The 16108-nt window shown below is 52.2% G+C and carries 10 protein-coding genes, 1 tRNA gene and 1 pseudogene; 10 read left to right on the top strand and 2 right to left on the bottom strand.

The genetic code is table 11. The features are described 5' to 3' along the window. Positions 1 to 212 precede the first annotated feature (212 nt). The 10 genes and pseudogenes from NHF56_RS00055 to NHF56_RS20970 form a co-directional block, all read left to right on the top strand. On the top strand, positions 213 to 782 hold the full coding sequence (locus tag NHF56_RS00055; RefSeq protein WP_252800425.1) for a hypothetical protein: 570 nt from the start codon (positions 213 to 215) through the stop codon (positions 780 to 782). A gap of 67 nt (positions 783 to 849) precedes the next feature. Further along, on the top strand, positions 850 to 1710 hold the full coding sequence (locus NHF56_RS00050) for a bifunctional 2-polyprenyl-6-hydroxyphenol methylase/3-demethylubiquinol 3-O-methyltransferase UbiG (protein WP_252800424.1): 861 nt from the start codon (positions 850 to 852) through the stop codon (positions 1708 to 1710). A 233-nt stretch (positions 1711 to 1943) separates the two neighbouring features. Further along, a complete protein-coding gene (locus tag NHF56_RS00045; protein WP_252800422.1) occupies positions 1944 to 5027 on the top strand; it encodes a helicase-related protein in 3084 nt (1027 codons plus the stop codon). Between the two features lie 14 nt (positions 5028 to 5041). Next, a complete protein-coding gene (locus tag NHF56_RS00040; protein ID WP_252800419.1) occupies positions 5042 to 8548 on the top strand; it encodes a type ISP restriction/modification enzyme in 3507 nt (1168 codons plus the stop codon). Next, complete coding sequence (locus NHF56_RS00035; RefSeq protein WP_252800418.1) at positions 8545 to 8748, top strand: hypothetical protein; 204 nt, start codon at positions 8545 to 8547, stop codon at positions 8746 to 8748. The genes NHF56_RS00040 and NHF56_RS00035 overlap by 4 nt, the downstream gene beginning before the upstream one ends. Before the next feature lie 289 nt (positions 8749 to 9037). Next, a complete protein-coding gene (locus NHF56_RS00030; RefSeq protein WP_252800416.1) occupies positions 9038 to 9925 on the top strand; it encodes a hypothetical protein in 888 nt (295 codons plus the stop codon). Positions 9926 to 10272: 347 nt separating this feature from the next. After that, on the top strand, positions 10273 to 11547 hold the full coding sequence (locus tag NHF56_RS00025) for a hypothetical protein (RefSeq protein ID WP_252800414.1): 1275 nt from the start codon (positions 10273 to 10275) through the stop codon (positions 11545 to 11547). A 982-nt stretch (positions 11548 to 12529) separates the two neighbouring features. Beyond that, complete coding sequence (locus tag NHF56_RS00020; RefSeq protein WP_252800412.1) at positions 12530 to 13438, top strand: hypothetical protein; 909 nt, start codon at positions 12530 to 12532, stop codon at positions 13436 to 13438. Between the two features lie 158 nt (positions 13439 to 13596). Further along, entirely contained in the window at positions 13597 to 14547 is a 951-nt protein-coding gene (locus tag NHF56_RS00015) for an AAA family ATPase (protein ID WP_252800411.1), read from the top strand. 82 nt (positions 14548 to 14629) lie between these two features. Next, a pseudogene (locus tag NHF56_RS20970) lies at positions 14630 to 14860 on the top strand (recombinase family protein); the annotation flags it as partial. A gap of 129 nt (positions 14861 to 14989) precedes the next feature. Here NHF56_RS20970 and NHF56_RS00010 read toward each other — a convergent pair. Both NHF56_RS00010 and NHF56_RS00005 read right to left on the bottom strand, forming a co-directional pair. Next, positions 14990 to 15196: a hypothetical protein gene (locus NHF56_RS00010; RefSeq protein ID WP_252800410.1), complete on the bottom strand. Its 207-nt coding sequence runs from the start codon at positions 15194 to 15196 to the stop codon at positions 14990 to 14992. A 376-nt stretch (positions 15197 to 15572) separates the two neighbouring features. After that, positions 15573 to 15649 (bottom strand) — tRNA-Met (locus NHF56_RS00005). Positions 15650 to 16108 lie beyond the last annotated feature (459 nt).

The raw sequence follows: 16108 nt of genomic DNA, 5'->3' as shown, positions 1-16108 counted from the left end.
AAGTTACTTCCGACTTGAACTGTGCCCCCAGCCCAATAGTCTTCTGCACCGTTCGTCTTAAATCCGCAAGTTCAGCGAGCCGTCCAAATACTTGACCCGAATCGACCGCTCTTACAAACATTGGTGAGCCGTGGCTGTCAACGGAATCAGGCGACCTTGCAAAGAAATCAGAAAGATAGGAATACGAGCAAAGCTGAAACCATGGAAATTTGATGAAAAACCACAATGATGTTCCGGTCTTCCTGATACTGCTGCTTCTGCTGCTGCTGATCGCTTGGTACTTTTGGCGAGAATGGAGCAAACGCGAGGATCCACAAGCGCGTGCTCAACGGCTAGCCGATGAAGCCAGAAAAAAGCAGGAGGTTGAAGCCCAGCGAAATGAGATTTTGGGAAAAGCAATCCCGCCCGACATTCAACGGACAATGCGGGAATATCTCAGCGCAGGAAATTTCCTTGGCGAAGAACATTCGCCGCTCGCATACGTCGGCTATCGCGTCGGCAAGACGAACGGACTTGCATCCTGGGACCGGCAACGCCGTCTGAGAGTATGCCTGCAAATCGAAATACCGAGCGAGTTTGAAGGCAAGTATCGAAATTGGGGTAACCCTGCGACACGAAAGCGTTTTGTCGCGATAAGCCAACATTTAAGAATGCTTGCGGACATGCGCAGGTATAGGCGCAACTACGAACGCGCTGTTGCTGACTGGGAAGAGGATGAAGCGTGGTTTCGTCTAACTTTTGATGAAGTTACCAACCGTTTTGCTAGTTTCGGCTATCGATGACAGCATCACCGCTGACAAAGAATTGTTGTGCATGTGCCCGCCAAAGAGAAAAGGAGAGCAGAGTAAAATGACGACGTTTCTACCGCGTGGGTTCTTGAAAAAGATCGGTTTCGATTTCGAAAAAAGCCCGGCGGCCTTGGACAAGGCGTTTCTGAAAAGCTTTGAGGCGTCGGGACGTCAAGAAGTGGAGGCAACTTGGTCCCTGTTGCGAACTGGTGCAACCACAGAGCGCTCGCTCTATGCGTTGCCGAAATCTGAAAAGCAAGCCAGTTTGCTCTTCTCGCATGACAGAGAAAGGGTCGCGACTTCGCTTGAATGGTTTGCGAATGTTGTGGAGACGCACAACCCAAAATCGATAGTGGAGATGGGCTGCGGTGCAGGCTTCTTGCTCAGATATTTGCGAGCGCTTGACGCTGAAGTGGTATTATGTGGTGTCGACCAACAATCAAACTTGATGAAAACAATTCCGGAAGGCGACCGAATAGAAACGCTAGTTGGCGACTATCGGTCTTTGTCATCGGATAGGTCTTTCGACCTCATCATCTGCGACTTTGGCTGGGATAACGCCGATATTCCTGCATCAAAAACACCCCATAGTGTGAGCGAATTAGAAGGTCAGAAGTATTGCCCTGGCTGTAGCGACGATGCATCGCTATTCTTTCAAGATCTTTTGCGAGCATGCGAAAGGTGGGGTCATGAGAAATCTCGAATCGCCTTGACTGGCCGGCTCACAAACATGGGCATGATCAGAGCCGTCTTTCTGGCTGCAGAAAGGTTGGGCCGGCATGTCGGAGAAGGTTGTTTCTCGGTTCGAAAATCAAGAATAGACAAGCGGAACGTCGAACGTTTTCCATCATTCGTTTTTTCTCGTGAAATGGGTGGTGCAATGAGCTTACATGATATCGCAGAGGCTTATGGCGATCCATGATGTAATGGCGAAGCGAAAATCTACGCTGATTTCATCACTACGCCATTCTAATTGGCTGAAGAATCGTTGCGCTGCGATTTGGCTACAGTGGTAAATTTGCAAGCCATGGCTTCTCGAAAATCTATGATTGTAGATCTCTACACGTTCTCCTAACGTGTGGCCAAGATTCGCAACTGATAGGAATTGAGGGGGGAACTGTGCCTAAGCGTTCAAGTCGCAAAGTCGGAAGCGAGTTGTTTATCGTCGACAACAGCGATGAGGATTTCAAGGCATCCAGGTATCTGCGCGACTGGTGTGAGTTCTCAAAGCAATTCGATATCGCTTCGGGCTTCTTCGAAATAGGCGCATTGCTGGAGCTGGATGGGGAATGGGAGAAGCTTGATAAGATTCGTGTTCTCATGGGTGACGAGGTATCCAAGCGCACAAAACGCGCCTTTGAGAAAGCCTTGGCGAATGTTTCGGACCGCTTGAACAAAAGTATTGAGCATACGAAGACAAAGAACCATTTTCTCGATGGAGTAGAGGCTATCGTCAAAGCCTTGCGGACGGGGAAAATCGAATGCCGCGTCTATCGCAAGGACAAATTTCACGCGAAAACCTACATCACGCATGCCCGAAAAGAAGTGATTGGATCGTTCGCATTGGTGGGCTCCTCCAACTTCACGTTGCCGGGTCTAACTCAAAACGTAGAGTTGAATGTCCAGGTTGCCGGAACGCCGGTTGCCGTCCTGCAGGAGTGGTACGACGAGCATTGGGCTGAGGCTGAAGACATAACTCCAGAAATTCTTCAGGTCGCAGAACGTCATACGCGACCCTATAAGCCGTTTGAAACCTATGCTCGCTCACTTCAGCAGTATTTCCTGGGACATGAAGAAACTGCCGGAGAGTGGGAAAAGCGCAGTTCTCGAATATTCCCCGTATTGGCCAAATACCAGACCGACGGGTATGGAGGGCTCCTCAAGCGCGCCGAAAAATACGGCGGCGCTTTCTTGTGCGATGGAGTAGGTCTCGGCAAAACCTTTATCGGTCTCATGCTAATCGAGCGCTTTGCAGTTCATGACAAGAAGAACGTTGCGCTATTCGTTCCAAAAGCAGCCAAGGAGCCAGTCTGGGAAAGGGAATTGCGCAATCGCCTCCCCGATGTCTTCAAAGGCTATAGTCGGTTGAAGATCTTTAGCCATACCGATCTCATGCGGGAAAAGATGCAAGACGAACTTGATCGCGTCGCCGAAGAGGCTGACGTCATCATCGTCGACGAAGCGCACCATTTCCGAAATACGGGCATTCGTGGCGAAGAGGGCGAGGCCCGAAAGTCACGCTATTGGCGTCTGTATGATCTGGCCGAGGGCAAGCAAGTATTCCTGCTTACGGCAACCCCGATCAACAACCGGCTGACCGACTTTCAACATATGGTGGAGTTTTTTTCCCGTCACCAGGCAGACCATTTTGCCGGAGGCACGCTCGGTATTCACTCACTGCCCGGATATATCCGCCAGCTTGAGAAGCAAATCGAAAATGAGATCTATGGCCGCACAGACGATCCGGAGCTGGAACTGACCACAGCGGACGTTTCATCGCGACTTCAATCCGACCCGTTGTTCGATGCCTTGGTCGTTCAACGTAGCCGCAACTATGTGAAAGAGAGCATGAAACGCGAAGGCGATGGGGAGGTCATGTTTCCACAGCCCCGCAAGCCAACAGTAGCGGAATATTCTGTTCGCCAAACCTATGGCAAACTGCTCGACATCGTGGCAACGGCCTTCCACAAGAAGGATCCACTTTTCGTTCTCGGAATCTATAACCCATACGCCTATTACAAAGGTGATACCGAGTATGTGGCGACCGCACTTGAGCGTGGCCGACTGAAGCAGGTTGTGGCATTGATCCGGACCAGTTTCCTAAAACGCTTCGAGAGTTCGGCTGAGGCTTTCCGGCAATCCTGCTGGCGGTTGCTTCTGAAGCTTCTGGCTTGGCTCGAAATCCACTGCGAATCCGATCACGAAAAGGCCCAGCTTGAGCGTTGGAAACGGAAGCACGCCAAGCTGCTCGGATATCAGCCTCAGAAGGATTTGCTGGACCCGGAAGCAGACGAAGACCTTGTTTCACCCGAACTTATGGAGGCCGTTGAAAAGCTGGATCGTGACGACTTCAAGGTCGACGAGATCATCACGGACTCACTGGCTGACCTCGAACAGATTGCCGATTTCCTCTACGAATTGGAAAAATTCAAGCCGAGCCAGGATCTAAAGCTAAAGAAGCTTGTCCAGCTCCTGACCAAAGATCCAGTTCTGGCAAAGCACAAAGTCCTGATTTTCACGGAATTCGGCGACACGGCTCGATATCTGGCCGATCAACTTAGAAAGTCCGGAATAGACGGCGTCGAGCAGATCGACAGCGGCACCAAGGGCGACCGCGCGAAAATCATTCAACGTTTTGCACCATACTACAATGAAAGTTCCAGCAAGGAACAGGGTGACAAGGAAATACGAGTCCTGATCTCAACGGACGTCCTCTCGGAAGGCTTGAACCTTCAGGACGCAACCCGGCTCATAAACTACGATCTGCACTGGAACCCTGTCCGCCTCATGCAGCGAATAGGTCGTGTCGACCGGCGTATGAACGCGGTGATCGAGGCGAAGATAGTCAAAGATCATCCGGACCAAAAGGATCTGCGCGGTACGGTAGCCTATTGGAACTTCCTTCCGCCGGATGACCTAGATGACCTGTTGCGCCTCTACGGCAAGGTCGCACACAAGACGCTCCGCATTTCAAAAACGCTTGGCATCGAGCATGGCAAGCTGCTGCGCGAGGATGACGACTATGAAGATCTCAAAAACTTCGAGGCGCAGTATGAGGGGCAGAAAAGTCCAGACGAACAAATGCATCTTGAATGGCAGGATCTTCTCAAAGAGTACCCCGACCTCGGAGAAACGCTGAACGGTTTCCCAAACGGCATTTTCTCTGGCAAGGAGAACATAAAGCCGGGAACTCGGGCCGTGTTCTTTTGCTATGCGCGGCCCGCATATGACAAGGCGGTGAGCGATCAATCAGGCGAAGACATCTGGACCACGGAAGCAGGTGACGTGCAGTGGTATCTCTATGACATTGTCAGCAAGGAGATCATCGAGGATGCGCCACGCATCATCGATGCCGTCCGTTCCACACCGGAAACACCGCGTAAAGTTGAAATGGAACAACTTCAATTGTCGGATGTCCGCGCAGTCGTTGAGAAGCACATCGCCAGAACTTTCCTTCGCAAAGTGCAGGCACCAGTCGGCGTCGGCCCGGTGCTGAAGGCCTGGATGGAATTGAACTAAGGAAGACGGGGCACATGGGCGACATTACAGCGGCGGAACTCGCACGAGTGAACAGCTTTCCGAAGCTGATCGAAATCCTGGAGAACAAACTCGACTGGCCGATAAACGGCTACGATCTGGAAGACCTCACTTTCGAGTACGAGGCACGTGAACTTGGATTGAAGCCGGAGGAAACCGCGAAAATCCGCGAGATCAATCAGCTGCGTCCCTTGGCGACAAACCAGCCGTGGGGCATTTTTTTTATCTCCTTCGAGGACAAGGCAATCTCGGTCACAGTGCTGCGCCGAATCCTGCGCAGCCTTGTTGTCAAGAAACGCGCTGGGATGCAGGCCGCCGAGCGACAAGCATGGGACAAGCACGACCTCATCTTTGCGACCAGTTTCGGAAAATCAGGCGAGCGAGAACTTGCCTTCATCCACTTTTCCGACGGCGAGGCGACAAACGACCTACCGGTTATGAAGGTGCTTGGCTGGAACGCCAAGGATACCAAGCTGCACAACGAGCATGTTGGAAAGACGCTGAGCGAGAAGTTCCGCTGGCCTGATGATCCTGCAGATCAGAAAGCCTGGCGCACAAATTGGTCCTCCGCCTTCGAGCTGCGTCCCAACGAGACGATCAGGACCTCACAGGATCTGGCAATTCGGCTCGCCGCACTCGCTACGGAGATTCGAGCGCGCGCCAAGGAACTTCTGGGTGCCGAAAGTGACAAGGGCCAAATGCGCACCATGCTGGAGGCATTTCGAAAGAACCTGATTCATGATCTCGACCAGGATGGCTTCGCCGACATGTTCGCCCAGACGATCTGCTACGGAATGTTGGCTGCGCGCATATCCCGCCCTGGAGCCGATCTCGTCGCCGACAACATGGCGGACATGGTGCCAAAGACAAATCCTTTCCTGAAAGAACTGTTTGAGAGCTTCCTGAAACTGGGCGGTCGCGATAAACGGCGAGGAATGGATTTCGACGAACTCGGCGTACGCGACGTTGTCGACATGCTGAACAAGGCGAATATGGAAGCTGTTCTGCGCGATTTCGGTGACCGAAATCCAAAGGAAGACCCGGTCATTCACTTCTACGAGCTGTTTCTGAAGGAATACGACCCACAAAAACGTATGCAGCGAGGTGTTTTTTATACACCTCGTCCGGTGGTTAATTTCATTGTGCGCGCCGTGGACGAGATACTGCGGGAAGAATTCGGTCTCCCGCTGGGTCTCGCCGACACTACGACTTGGGGCGAATTGGCGGCAGCAAACAAAAAAATAATCGTCCCCGCGAATTTGGATCCAAACCAACCTTTCGTGCAGATACTTGACCCCGCAACGGGTACAGGCACCTTTCTGGTAGAGGTCATCGATCTCATCAACAAGCGTATGTTGGAGCACTGGAAAAGCGAAGGCAAAAGCAGTGCCGAAATTGCCTTGGCCTGGAACGCGTATGTGCCAAAGCATTTGCTGCCACGCCTCACAGCCTTTGAATTGATGATGGCACCCTATTCCATCGCGCATATGAAGGTGGGGCTGAAACTTTCAGAGACTGGCTACAAGTTCGAGTCTAATGAGCGCGCTCGTATCTTCCTCACAAATGCTCTGGAACCGGCCCGCGATCTCGACATGGAATTTATCTTCATGGCCGAGGCGTTGGCTCATGAGGCACAGGCTGCTAACAATGCCAAGGCCGGAACAAAAGTAACTATTATTGTTGGAAACCCTCCATATTCAATCCAGTCACAGAACCTGTCCTCATCCGCGCGGTCATGGGTTGATAAATACAAATACTGCGACGGAAAAAAGATTGTAGAAAGAAATTCTCTTCAGTTGGAAAAGAATCTACAGGATGATTACATAAAATTTTTGAGTCTTTCTCAAGAAAAAATATCAACGAGCGGCTTTGGTATAATTGGTTTGATCACAAACCACGGATTCTTGGACGGCGCAACCTTCAGAGGGGTTCGGCAAAATATCTTAAAGCAGTTTAGTAGCATTGAAATATTTGACCTACACGGAAACTCCACCAAGCGAGAGGCATCCCCAGACGGCAGGAGTGACGAAAATGTCTTCGATATCGCTCAGGGGGTTTGCGTATCTATCGCGGTCCAATATGCGAAAGCAACAAACAATACCATAAAGCGCTACGATATTTGGGGGCCAAGAACGGATGGGGATGACTCGAAATACTCCTGTCTTCTGGGAGGAAGAAGTAGAATTGGCAAATACCAGACTGTCCAGCCAATATCACCACTGTACCTCTTTGCTCCGTCATCGACGAACTCCGCTTATGAAAGCTGGCCTTTAGCATCAGATCTGTTCGGACTTTACTCAATGGGCATCAAAACCAGCAGGGACAGCCTAGTTGTTGGCTTTGAATTGGAAGAGATTCAGCCACTGATTACTGGATTCGTAAGCCCTGATTTGAGCGACCTTGAGGCGTGTGAGGCTTTTCAAGTATCGGCGAAAAAAGGCTGGAACCTCAGAAAAGCAAGGAGTGACGTAGCTGCGGTGAAGGAATTAGGTCCATTCTTCCAACCATTCTTGTATAGACCTTTCGACCTGAGAACAATTTTCTACCATAGCGCGTTGGTTTTTTCTGCCGCCACTCCGGTGATGAAGCAGCTTTTGCCGGGAAACAACCTGGGACTTGTTCTAACAAGACAAACAAAAGATCAATGGGATATACAGGCTACGCAATGGCTTACTGGCCACAAGTCACTTGGTGCCTACGATGCGAATAGTGTCTTTCCCTTAATGTTGGTGGAAGACACCGTTGAGAGCTTTCGCCGTCCAAATATTGATAGAAATTGGGCGCTTAGGGTTGCGACCAGTGTAGAGCTAATTTACCAGGACGGAATTCTGCGAGAAAAGAGGGAACAACCACCGCTCGACCCGGCAGCAGGGTACGCGCGTGGAGATCTTACCAAAACCTTTGGCCCGCGCGACCTGTTCGACTGGATCTACGCCGTACTTCACGCGCCCTCCTACCGCACGCGCTATGTTGAATTCTTGAAATCAGATTTCCCGCGAATCCCTACGCCCGGCAGTGGAAAGCTGTTCAAAGCCTTGGTTGCGCTCGGTGCAGAACTGGTTGCGTTGCATCTTCTCAAACCCGACGATTTGACTGAGCGCGAAAAAAAGAAGCGGCTCGAAGATCCGGAAAAGTTCGATCCGTCGATCACCTTCAACGGCACAGGCGTGCCTCGCGTCGAAACGGGGTATCCAAAGTACGAGAAGGGCAAGGTGATGATCAATTCATCGCGCTGGTTCGAGGATGTGCCGAAGGCAACCTGGGAACTCCATGTCGGCGGCTATCAGGTGTGTGAAAAATGGCTAAAGGACCGCGCCGCTAGAGGCGGAAAGAAACCCTCACCGGGCCGCGTTCTAACCGACGAGGATATTATCCATTACTGCCGAATTGTCGTCGCGCTCACCGAAACCCGTCGCATAATGGCCGAAATCGATAAGGTTATCGAGGACCATGGAGGCTGGCCCGACGCTTTTCAATCATCTCAAACAGGAGAGAGCAAATGAAAGTTTCAATTGTAGAATTCGGACTTGATTTGGCTGTCAAGAATTCCGGGATGGCGCTGTCTGTCTACTCACCGGACGGAAAGACCTATCTTGGTCGATGCAAAGTCACGAAGACGGGATTGGAATGGTACAAAGGCAAGAAGCAGACTGGTGCGAAAATGAAATGGGAAAAGTTCATCGAGATTATGGAGGCGGATTGATTGACCAAGCCCCAAAATACTGACGGGTTTCACGCCTTCGTAGCGCGGGGCGCTGGCAAAGGTAAATTGTTGTACCCGCATGTGCATGAAGATGGCATGTACGTTGTTTCGCCGACACGATTCGAGCAAGACTATCAGCGTATTAAGACGGAAGCCGATCTGGAGGCCTGGATGCTGAAGGGGTATCGCCTTCGCATGTCAAACATCGCGGAAGGGATCACTGCACCGAGCTTGATTGCACCCTCAAGCATTTTCAGACCTGTGATCCGATAGTTCCGGGAGACATCATTTGCCCAGGCGGGAGACTGCGAACGCTGCGACACAGTTGAATGGTAACAAGCTCTATCATGCTCGGGCTCGGGCCGCGCTTCCCATTCTTGTTCGGCAAGCAAAAGCGGGCGAGCCGATATATTACGAGCGCCTCGCCAATGAACTAGGCATGACTAACCCGCGCAATCTGAATTATCCGCTAGGAAGCATCGGCCGGTCGATCAAGGCACTGAGCAAGGAATGGAAACAAGACGTTCCGATGATTCAGTCCCTCGTCATCAATCAGCAGCAAGGGCTGCCGGGCGACGGCATCGGCGGTTTCATCAAGAACTCAAAGGCAAACTATCACAAGCTTACGAAGCAGCAGCGGCGCGAGCTTTTCAAGGCGATTCAGTTCGAGGTTTATGCATACCGGGATTGGGACAAGGTACTGTCCGCTCTTGGCTTGAAGCCCGTTGAGGACAATTTCGAACCACTGGTATGCGCTGCACAGAGTTTTGGCGGAGGTGGAGAGAGTGAGGATCATTTTCGTCTCAAGATGTATGTTAAAAAAAATCCCGACCTTCTTTCCATAAGATCCCCTGGCAAGGCCGATACGGAAGTTTCTTTGGCATCAGGGGATTGCCTGGACGTTTCCTTTTCGGGGAAACGGACTTGGACAGCGGTTGAGGTGAAATCCGCAATATCGTCGGAAGCGGACCTCGTGCGCGGCTTGTTCCAAGTTGTGAAGTATCAAGCAGTCATGAGTGCTGAAATTTCAGCAAGGGGTTTCCAGAAAGACATCGACGTTTTTCTGGTCATTGAAGGTAATTTCTCAGAGAGATTCTACTCACTGGCAAACACATTGGGTGTGAGAGTGGTCAGAGTTCAGAAAAATGGTGACGAATACGTCGTCATCCGAAGCTGAGAGAAAAAAGTTCTAGCATCACTTGACAAATCGTGGAGTTGTTCACATCTTATAGTTGCTTCTGGAAGGAAGCGGCTGCCGGATGGCAGTCTTAACGCCCGGACGGGCACGTGGAAACGGAACCGGATTTGTCATTTCGCCGGATGGCGCGCGTTGGATCAAGCTGGAAGCTGTTGTATCTGATCAAACCCTCCAATCCTGTTATGACAGGACCGGTTCTCCAGATCGAATAGGAGAACCAAATGATCACTACTAATCCATACAAAACAATTATTCGTTTTGACCAGGCGGCTGAGCAGGCTGACGGGCCAATCAAGCGTATCATCGGCTTCGTGCAGGCCCGCAACATGCTGAGCTTGTTCGACGATGCAACGCTGGATGCTAACCCACGTTCGGCAAAGGCCAACCAGGTTACCAAAGACATCATCGAAAGCGTCACTGAAGCGCCAAAGCTCTTTCAGTTCAAGACGAAAGGCATCTTGCTGGGAAGCTCGGATTATATTGAACTCCAGCGCAACCGCTTTGAGTTGAACTTTAACAACCCGGCGTATGAGGGTCTGCTTGACGGCGGGCACAACATGCTGGCCCTGGGGACCTTCCTCCTGAGTCATGTCATGCCCGACAAGGATCTCAAAAAGATCAAGCTCTGGGAGGATCTCAAGAAAGCATGGGACGAACATGGGGCGGCGGTAAAGGCTCGCAAGGATGAATTTCAATTCAAGGTTCCTGTGGAGCTGCTAGTGCCTTCCGACATGGATGATGACGAAGCCGTCCAGGAGTTTACCATGGCGCTCATGGACATCTGCGCGGCACGAAACAATAATGCTCAGTTGACGACTGAGGCCAAGGCAAATCAGCGCGGCTTCTACGAGGAGATCCGAAAGCGCCTGCCTCGGGATCTTGCCGAACGTATCGAGTGGAAGAGCAATGAATGGGAAAGCGACGACGCCCGACCGATCAAGGTCCGCGATTTGATCGCGCTGGCATGGATCCCGCTTACGGTACTCAACGAGGCGGGTCTGTTGCCTAAGAAGTCTGACGCGGGCACCGAACTCAATTTCACGGTCCTGCCGCAGAATATTTATCGAAACAAGGGCGAACTTTCGAAGCTGTTCGATAAACTTATGGAGCATTCGGACGTATCGAAGCCGACGAATGGGCCGCTTTATGAAATGCACAACACGGCCATCGGAAGCGCATTCGATATTCTGGCAGTTCTGCCGAAGCTTTATGACAAGGTCTTCCTTGAACTGGGTGATGCCTACAATAAGGAAACGAACGGCAAATTCGGTAGGATCAAGGCCATCAAATACCGTGAAGGCAAAACCTTTGCATCACCTTTCTATTCAAACGAAGGCGAATATGGCGTTCCCGATGGCTTCGTCTTGCCGGTTCTTTATGGCTTGAAAGCTCTAATGAAGGTCGAAGACGGCAAAGTTACATGGACGACCGATCCAGAAGCCTTCCTTGATCGTTACCTTCGTCCTTTGGCGGGTGCATTCAAGATGCCGGTCGAGATGGCAAGTTTCGATCCACAGAAGGTCGCAAAGAACGAGACATCGTATTCGTTCATGGTTGGTGAGTGCGAAAAGGCACTCATCAAAGAAAAAGCGGCTGCGTAAGGGGGGGGCTTGAATATGACTGGTAGAGCACCTTCAAGCGGGATAACGCTTACGGAAAAAGACGCGGCTATTGTCAAGGGAATGCTCGTCCGAGGAGATCGTCAACATGACATCGCAGCCTGGTTTGGGGTTAACGGTGGACGAATTGGCGAGATTGCCAGTGGGCAAAAATTCTCCTCAGTCACTGCAGCACCTTTGAGCGCTCTCCCGCCGCCTGGCCCATACCTGGCCGCAAGAGACGTCGCCGTAGCTTTGAACGCTTTGGCTGAAGCACGAAAAGCCTTGGATCAGGCCGAAGCGCTTCTCCACTGAGACCTTTTCGCCGGGCCAGTCTGAAAAGTCTGGCCCGGTTTCGATTCAATGGATTGAGGTTCTTAGTGTCAAGCTAAGTCGGACTCACGTCAGTCAAAGGTACGCCAATCTAATTCCGTGCAATAAAGGAAGTGAACTGCTTTGACGAGTGTACGATGCACAATATCAGGAGGCAGAAGTGTGTGTCATTGATGTCAGGTCCAGCAACCTCGCGGCAAGCATTGCTAAGGTGTTCAAATGATATTTTTTGTTGTTAGACCAGCCACGAATAAATATGCCATCAATGTCCGCAGCATAGAGGGGAGAATTCGTAAAAATTAACCACGTTTTTCTTTTCGAAAATAAAGGCATTGAAGAACAGCATTGCATGTCCTTACCTATGACTTGTGCCAAGTGCACAATAAGCGGCCCCCGCCAGTGCGGCTAACACTGACGAGGACCTGACCCTCAACCTTGGTAAGAAGGAATCGGGCTACCATGACCCATAATGCCTTTTTCTTGCGCGGAGCAATCCCCGCAATCCCTACCTTGTTTCATCCATCAGCACGAACTGAACGATACCACCGTTCGGAACCGGCCGGTTTCCGGATCAGCTCGTTCGTTTCGCTCGCGACGACCGCGTGCGTTGCCGCCGTCCCTTTCTGCTGATTTTCTGAACAAGGACTTTTCCATGACAAGACTTTTGAAGAGCGGCCGGTTGGCCGAACAATTCCGCGCGTCTGCCTCCACACCGATCCCGGGCGACATTCACCTGCTCGTGCAAGAGGCTATCGAACGGACGATGCACCAGGAAGCCACTCGTCTCGCTGTCAGTGGCGATTCTGAAGGGCTCGCCTCCCTCGGCCGCAGCATTGCAGTCGATGAAGGCCACCTGCTGGAAGCCGTTGTGATCGCCCTGGCGCGTCGCAATCCCAATATGGCGGTTTTGAGTGGAATCAAGCTTCCAATCCTGGATAGTGCGCTGGCAATCATCGAGGCCAACAAGACGGCGCAGGTTGGTGCCTTGACACTTGATCCTGAAGGCCGAGCTAAACGCTCATATTATCCCGACCTTGTCCTCGCGAACAGATCGTCACAGCAGGCCGTCGTTATCGACGTAAAAAGGTCAATCACGAGTTACCTGGGCGGCTCCAAGCTCACCGAGCTTCAGGGCCGGATGCAGGCAGCAGGCCTCGCGCTCCCCGACATCCTTTGGCGTGACCATAGCCGTCTCGCCGTCCGACATGTTTCCATCGCCATCATCGATGGATCAAAGACCGACAACGACACCTCAGACGGAATCTGGCCGCTGCAAATGCTGGATCATCTGACCGGTGTACCAGGAGCCGGGATCATGGCGCAATCGGCGATGTCGGCGTACCGACGTGGCATCTCGAATGTCTGGATGGAGGCAATTCGCAGCATTTCGGAAGGGGGGACCAGTGAAGCATGCAAACCGGTCGACACTGCGACGCCATGCGAAGCCCCAACCCTTCAGGACAAGCGCTTAAGATTGCAGCGCAATGTGGTGATTGAGAAGCCACGTGTCCGCACGGTGACGGTCGGACTTTTCCGGCCCGATGCTCCACCCGTACACTGAGGTTTTCAGCGGCAATTCTCACCTGTGTCCGGCGCTTGTAGCCCCGACACAGGTGGTACCCACGTCACCAAAGTTTTCCCAAGTTATCGCAACCCGGCCAAACCGGGTGGCCTTTCTGACCAATTCTTCGCGGCCATTGCCGCAGACAGGAAACTATCATGTGGAACGACAACCATGTTCAGAAGCCCCGCCATCTCCAATCAGTGCAAAACTTTGTCTTTCATTGCTGCCTTAAAAGATCATTGCGGCAGCAAACTTCATTCCTTCAAGCCCCAAATGGCTTCGTTGTCATCATTCTCCCAACCGGGCATGATCCGGAAGACTACAAGCGCTCGGTCACCGACATCCTCCACTCGAAGCCGCTCACGTGGGACACGAAGGAGGCCAACTATTTCTATATTCATCAGCGGACCCGCCAGGAGAAGCTCGACGGGGATTTTGCTTCCGAACACCAGAGGACGAAGAAGCTGTTGGCACTTGCCGAAGACCGCGATGCCATCACCCCGATGATCAAGCTTGCGGCTGATGTGATCATCGACCTGTGCCCAATTTCGGCGCGGGACTTGCGAGCAGCCTGTCGCGTTGTGCTAAACCTGAACCTCACCGAGGCACAGGCCCAGGATATTCTGGCCTATCCACTTGAGCTTGTATGGTCAGTATTACGACCTGGCCGGTCTGTCGACAACATCCTGCGACGGCTCTTGGCCGTCACTGAATCTCAAGTATCAAGAAAGCCCGAAACGGCGGCCCTGCCGCTAAGCGCTATGCATGGATATGGTTCGGCACAGCTTTGGGGCCTTGAACTCGCCGAGGACCTGCGAGACTGGGCAGCTGGCAGCATTTCTTGGAGTGACGTGGATAAAGGAATTGTCCTTTCCGGCCCCCCTGGCGTAGGCAAAACCGTCTATGCCCGCGCGCTCGCTCAAGAGTGCGGTGTCGAGTTGGTCGCCACATCCTTCAGTCGATGGCAAGCGACTGGGCATCTCGGTGATCTCCTCAGAGCCATGAGATCAGATTTCGCAAGAGCAAAAAGCAACGCGCCGTCCGTCCTTTTTATTGACGAGCTGGACTCAGTTGGTGATCGCGCAAGATTCAGCGAGGGCCAATGAGGCTTCAGAGTGGGTTTCAGCGGAAGTTCCGCAGCTGAGAATCGTGTCGGATGAACTTTGGACGCGCGTAAAGCAGCGCCAGATGACTGTTACAGAGAACTTCAGCCACACGAAGAGCAACAGCCTTAACACAACGCATAGACCGTCCTATTTGCTGAGTGGCATCCTTGAATGTGCGGAATGCGGAGGACCCTACGCAATGAGCGGCAAGGACCGCTATGGCTGCTCCAATCACTGTAAGCGCTTACCCATCGATGAACTTGACGGAGCCTGCTGCTCGAATGCGAAGACCATCAAGCGGAAGGATGTCGAGGATCGCGTCCTGACTTGCTTGCCGCCTGCATTTTTGGGCTTGGGCCTGTTCGACCGAATTTCCGACGAAGTAAAAGCAAAGCTTCGCGCCCATGTCTTGGCAACACCGGATGTGCGTGAGGACCTATCCTCAAAGCTGCGAGGCCTTGAAGATCAGCAAAAGCAGATCATCAGCCAGATCAGCGCACGCGCAGCAGAAGGCCGCCCACGCCTGCATACTCTTGATGATATGCTCGACGAGCTTGAGACGCGCCGATCCGAGATGGAACAGCAACTGGCAGCCATCGAAGTTCCGTCCGACATGGAAGATTTCGAGGGCAGGATCAAAAAGCTGCAAAGCGAAGTATCACCTGAGGTCATCGAACTCGTGACCAACAGCGTCTTCTATTTCCTTCGCGAACATGCAGACAACGAGACAAAGCAGCCTTACGTGTCGATGGTACGCGAACTGATCCAGAAGGTAGTCATTGGCCCAGCGCCGGGCCGCAAACCGGCAACACTTGAGGTCCATGGCCGCATCGCCTCGATCCTCGCCGCCATGGAGGCGACGACGATCTTGGAGAAGCAGTTCTTGGCGCAGAAGCACTACGATTTCATGGCGAGGCAGAATGACGGAAGACGCCTGTCCAACGCAGAAAAACGAAAGCTCCTCGACGCTTACGCGGAGGAGCTTTCTCAGAAACGACTTGCGTGGGTTGATTTGCAAGTCTCGTTGGTTGCGGGGGCAGGATTTGAACCTGCGGCCTTCAGGTTATGAGCCTGACGAGCTACCGGGCTGCTCCACCCCGCGTTATATGTGAGCATTTGTGGTTTATTGCCACGCGCACCGTTTGTTTCTGCCCGGTGCTTTTGTTTGGCGGTCCTCGAAGCCTTTGGCTTCTGTGGGTCGCCGGGGGCTGCTCCACCCCGCGTTATATGTGAGCATTTGTGGTTTATTGCCACGCGCACCGTTTGTTTCCGCCCGGTGTTTTTTGTTTGGCGGTCCTCGAAGCCTTTGGCTTCTGCGGTTCGCCGGGGGCTGCTCCACCCCGCGTTATTGTTTTTCCTCGGTGTTACGAGGGCTTGATTTTGCTTCCCATTATATAGTGATCGGGTTTCAAAATCAAAAGAGGCGTATTGAGCCTTTAAATGACGAACGCCGCGAATGCGTCGTTTTTCGTGATCCCTCTTGAGAGGGGGATTGTGAATGAGAAGATATCTTTTCCAGTTTTTGACATGTAGCTTATCCAAAAAGTCTTCAACTTTTTGG

The organism is Rhizobium sp. L1K21 (genome assembly GCF_024055895.1).
GTDB lineage: Bacteria > Pseudomonadota > Alphaproteobacteria > Rhizobiales > Rhizobiaceae > Ensifer_A.
The sequence above is the reverse complement of the archived record's forward strand: the minus strand, read 5'-3'. Positions and strand labels throughout refer to the sequence as shown.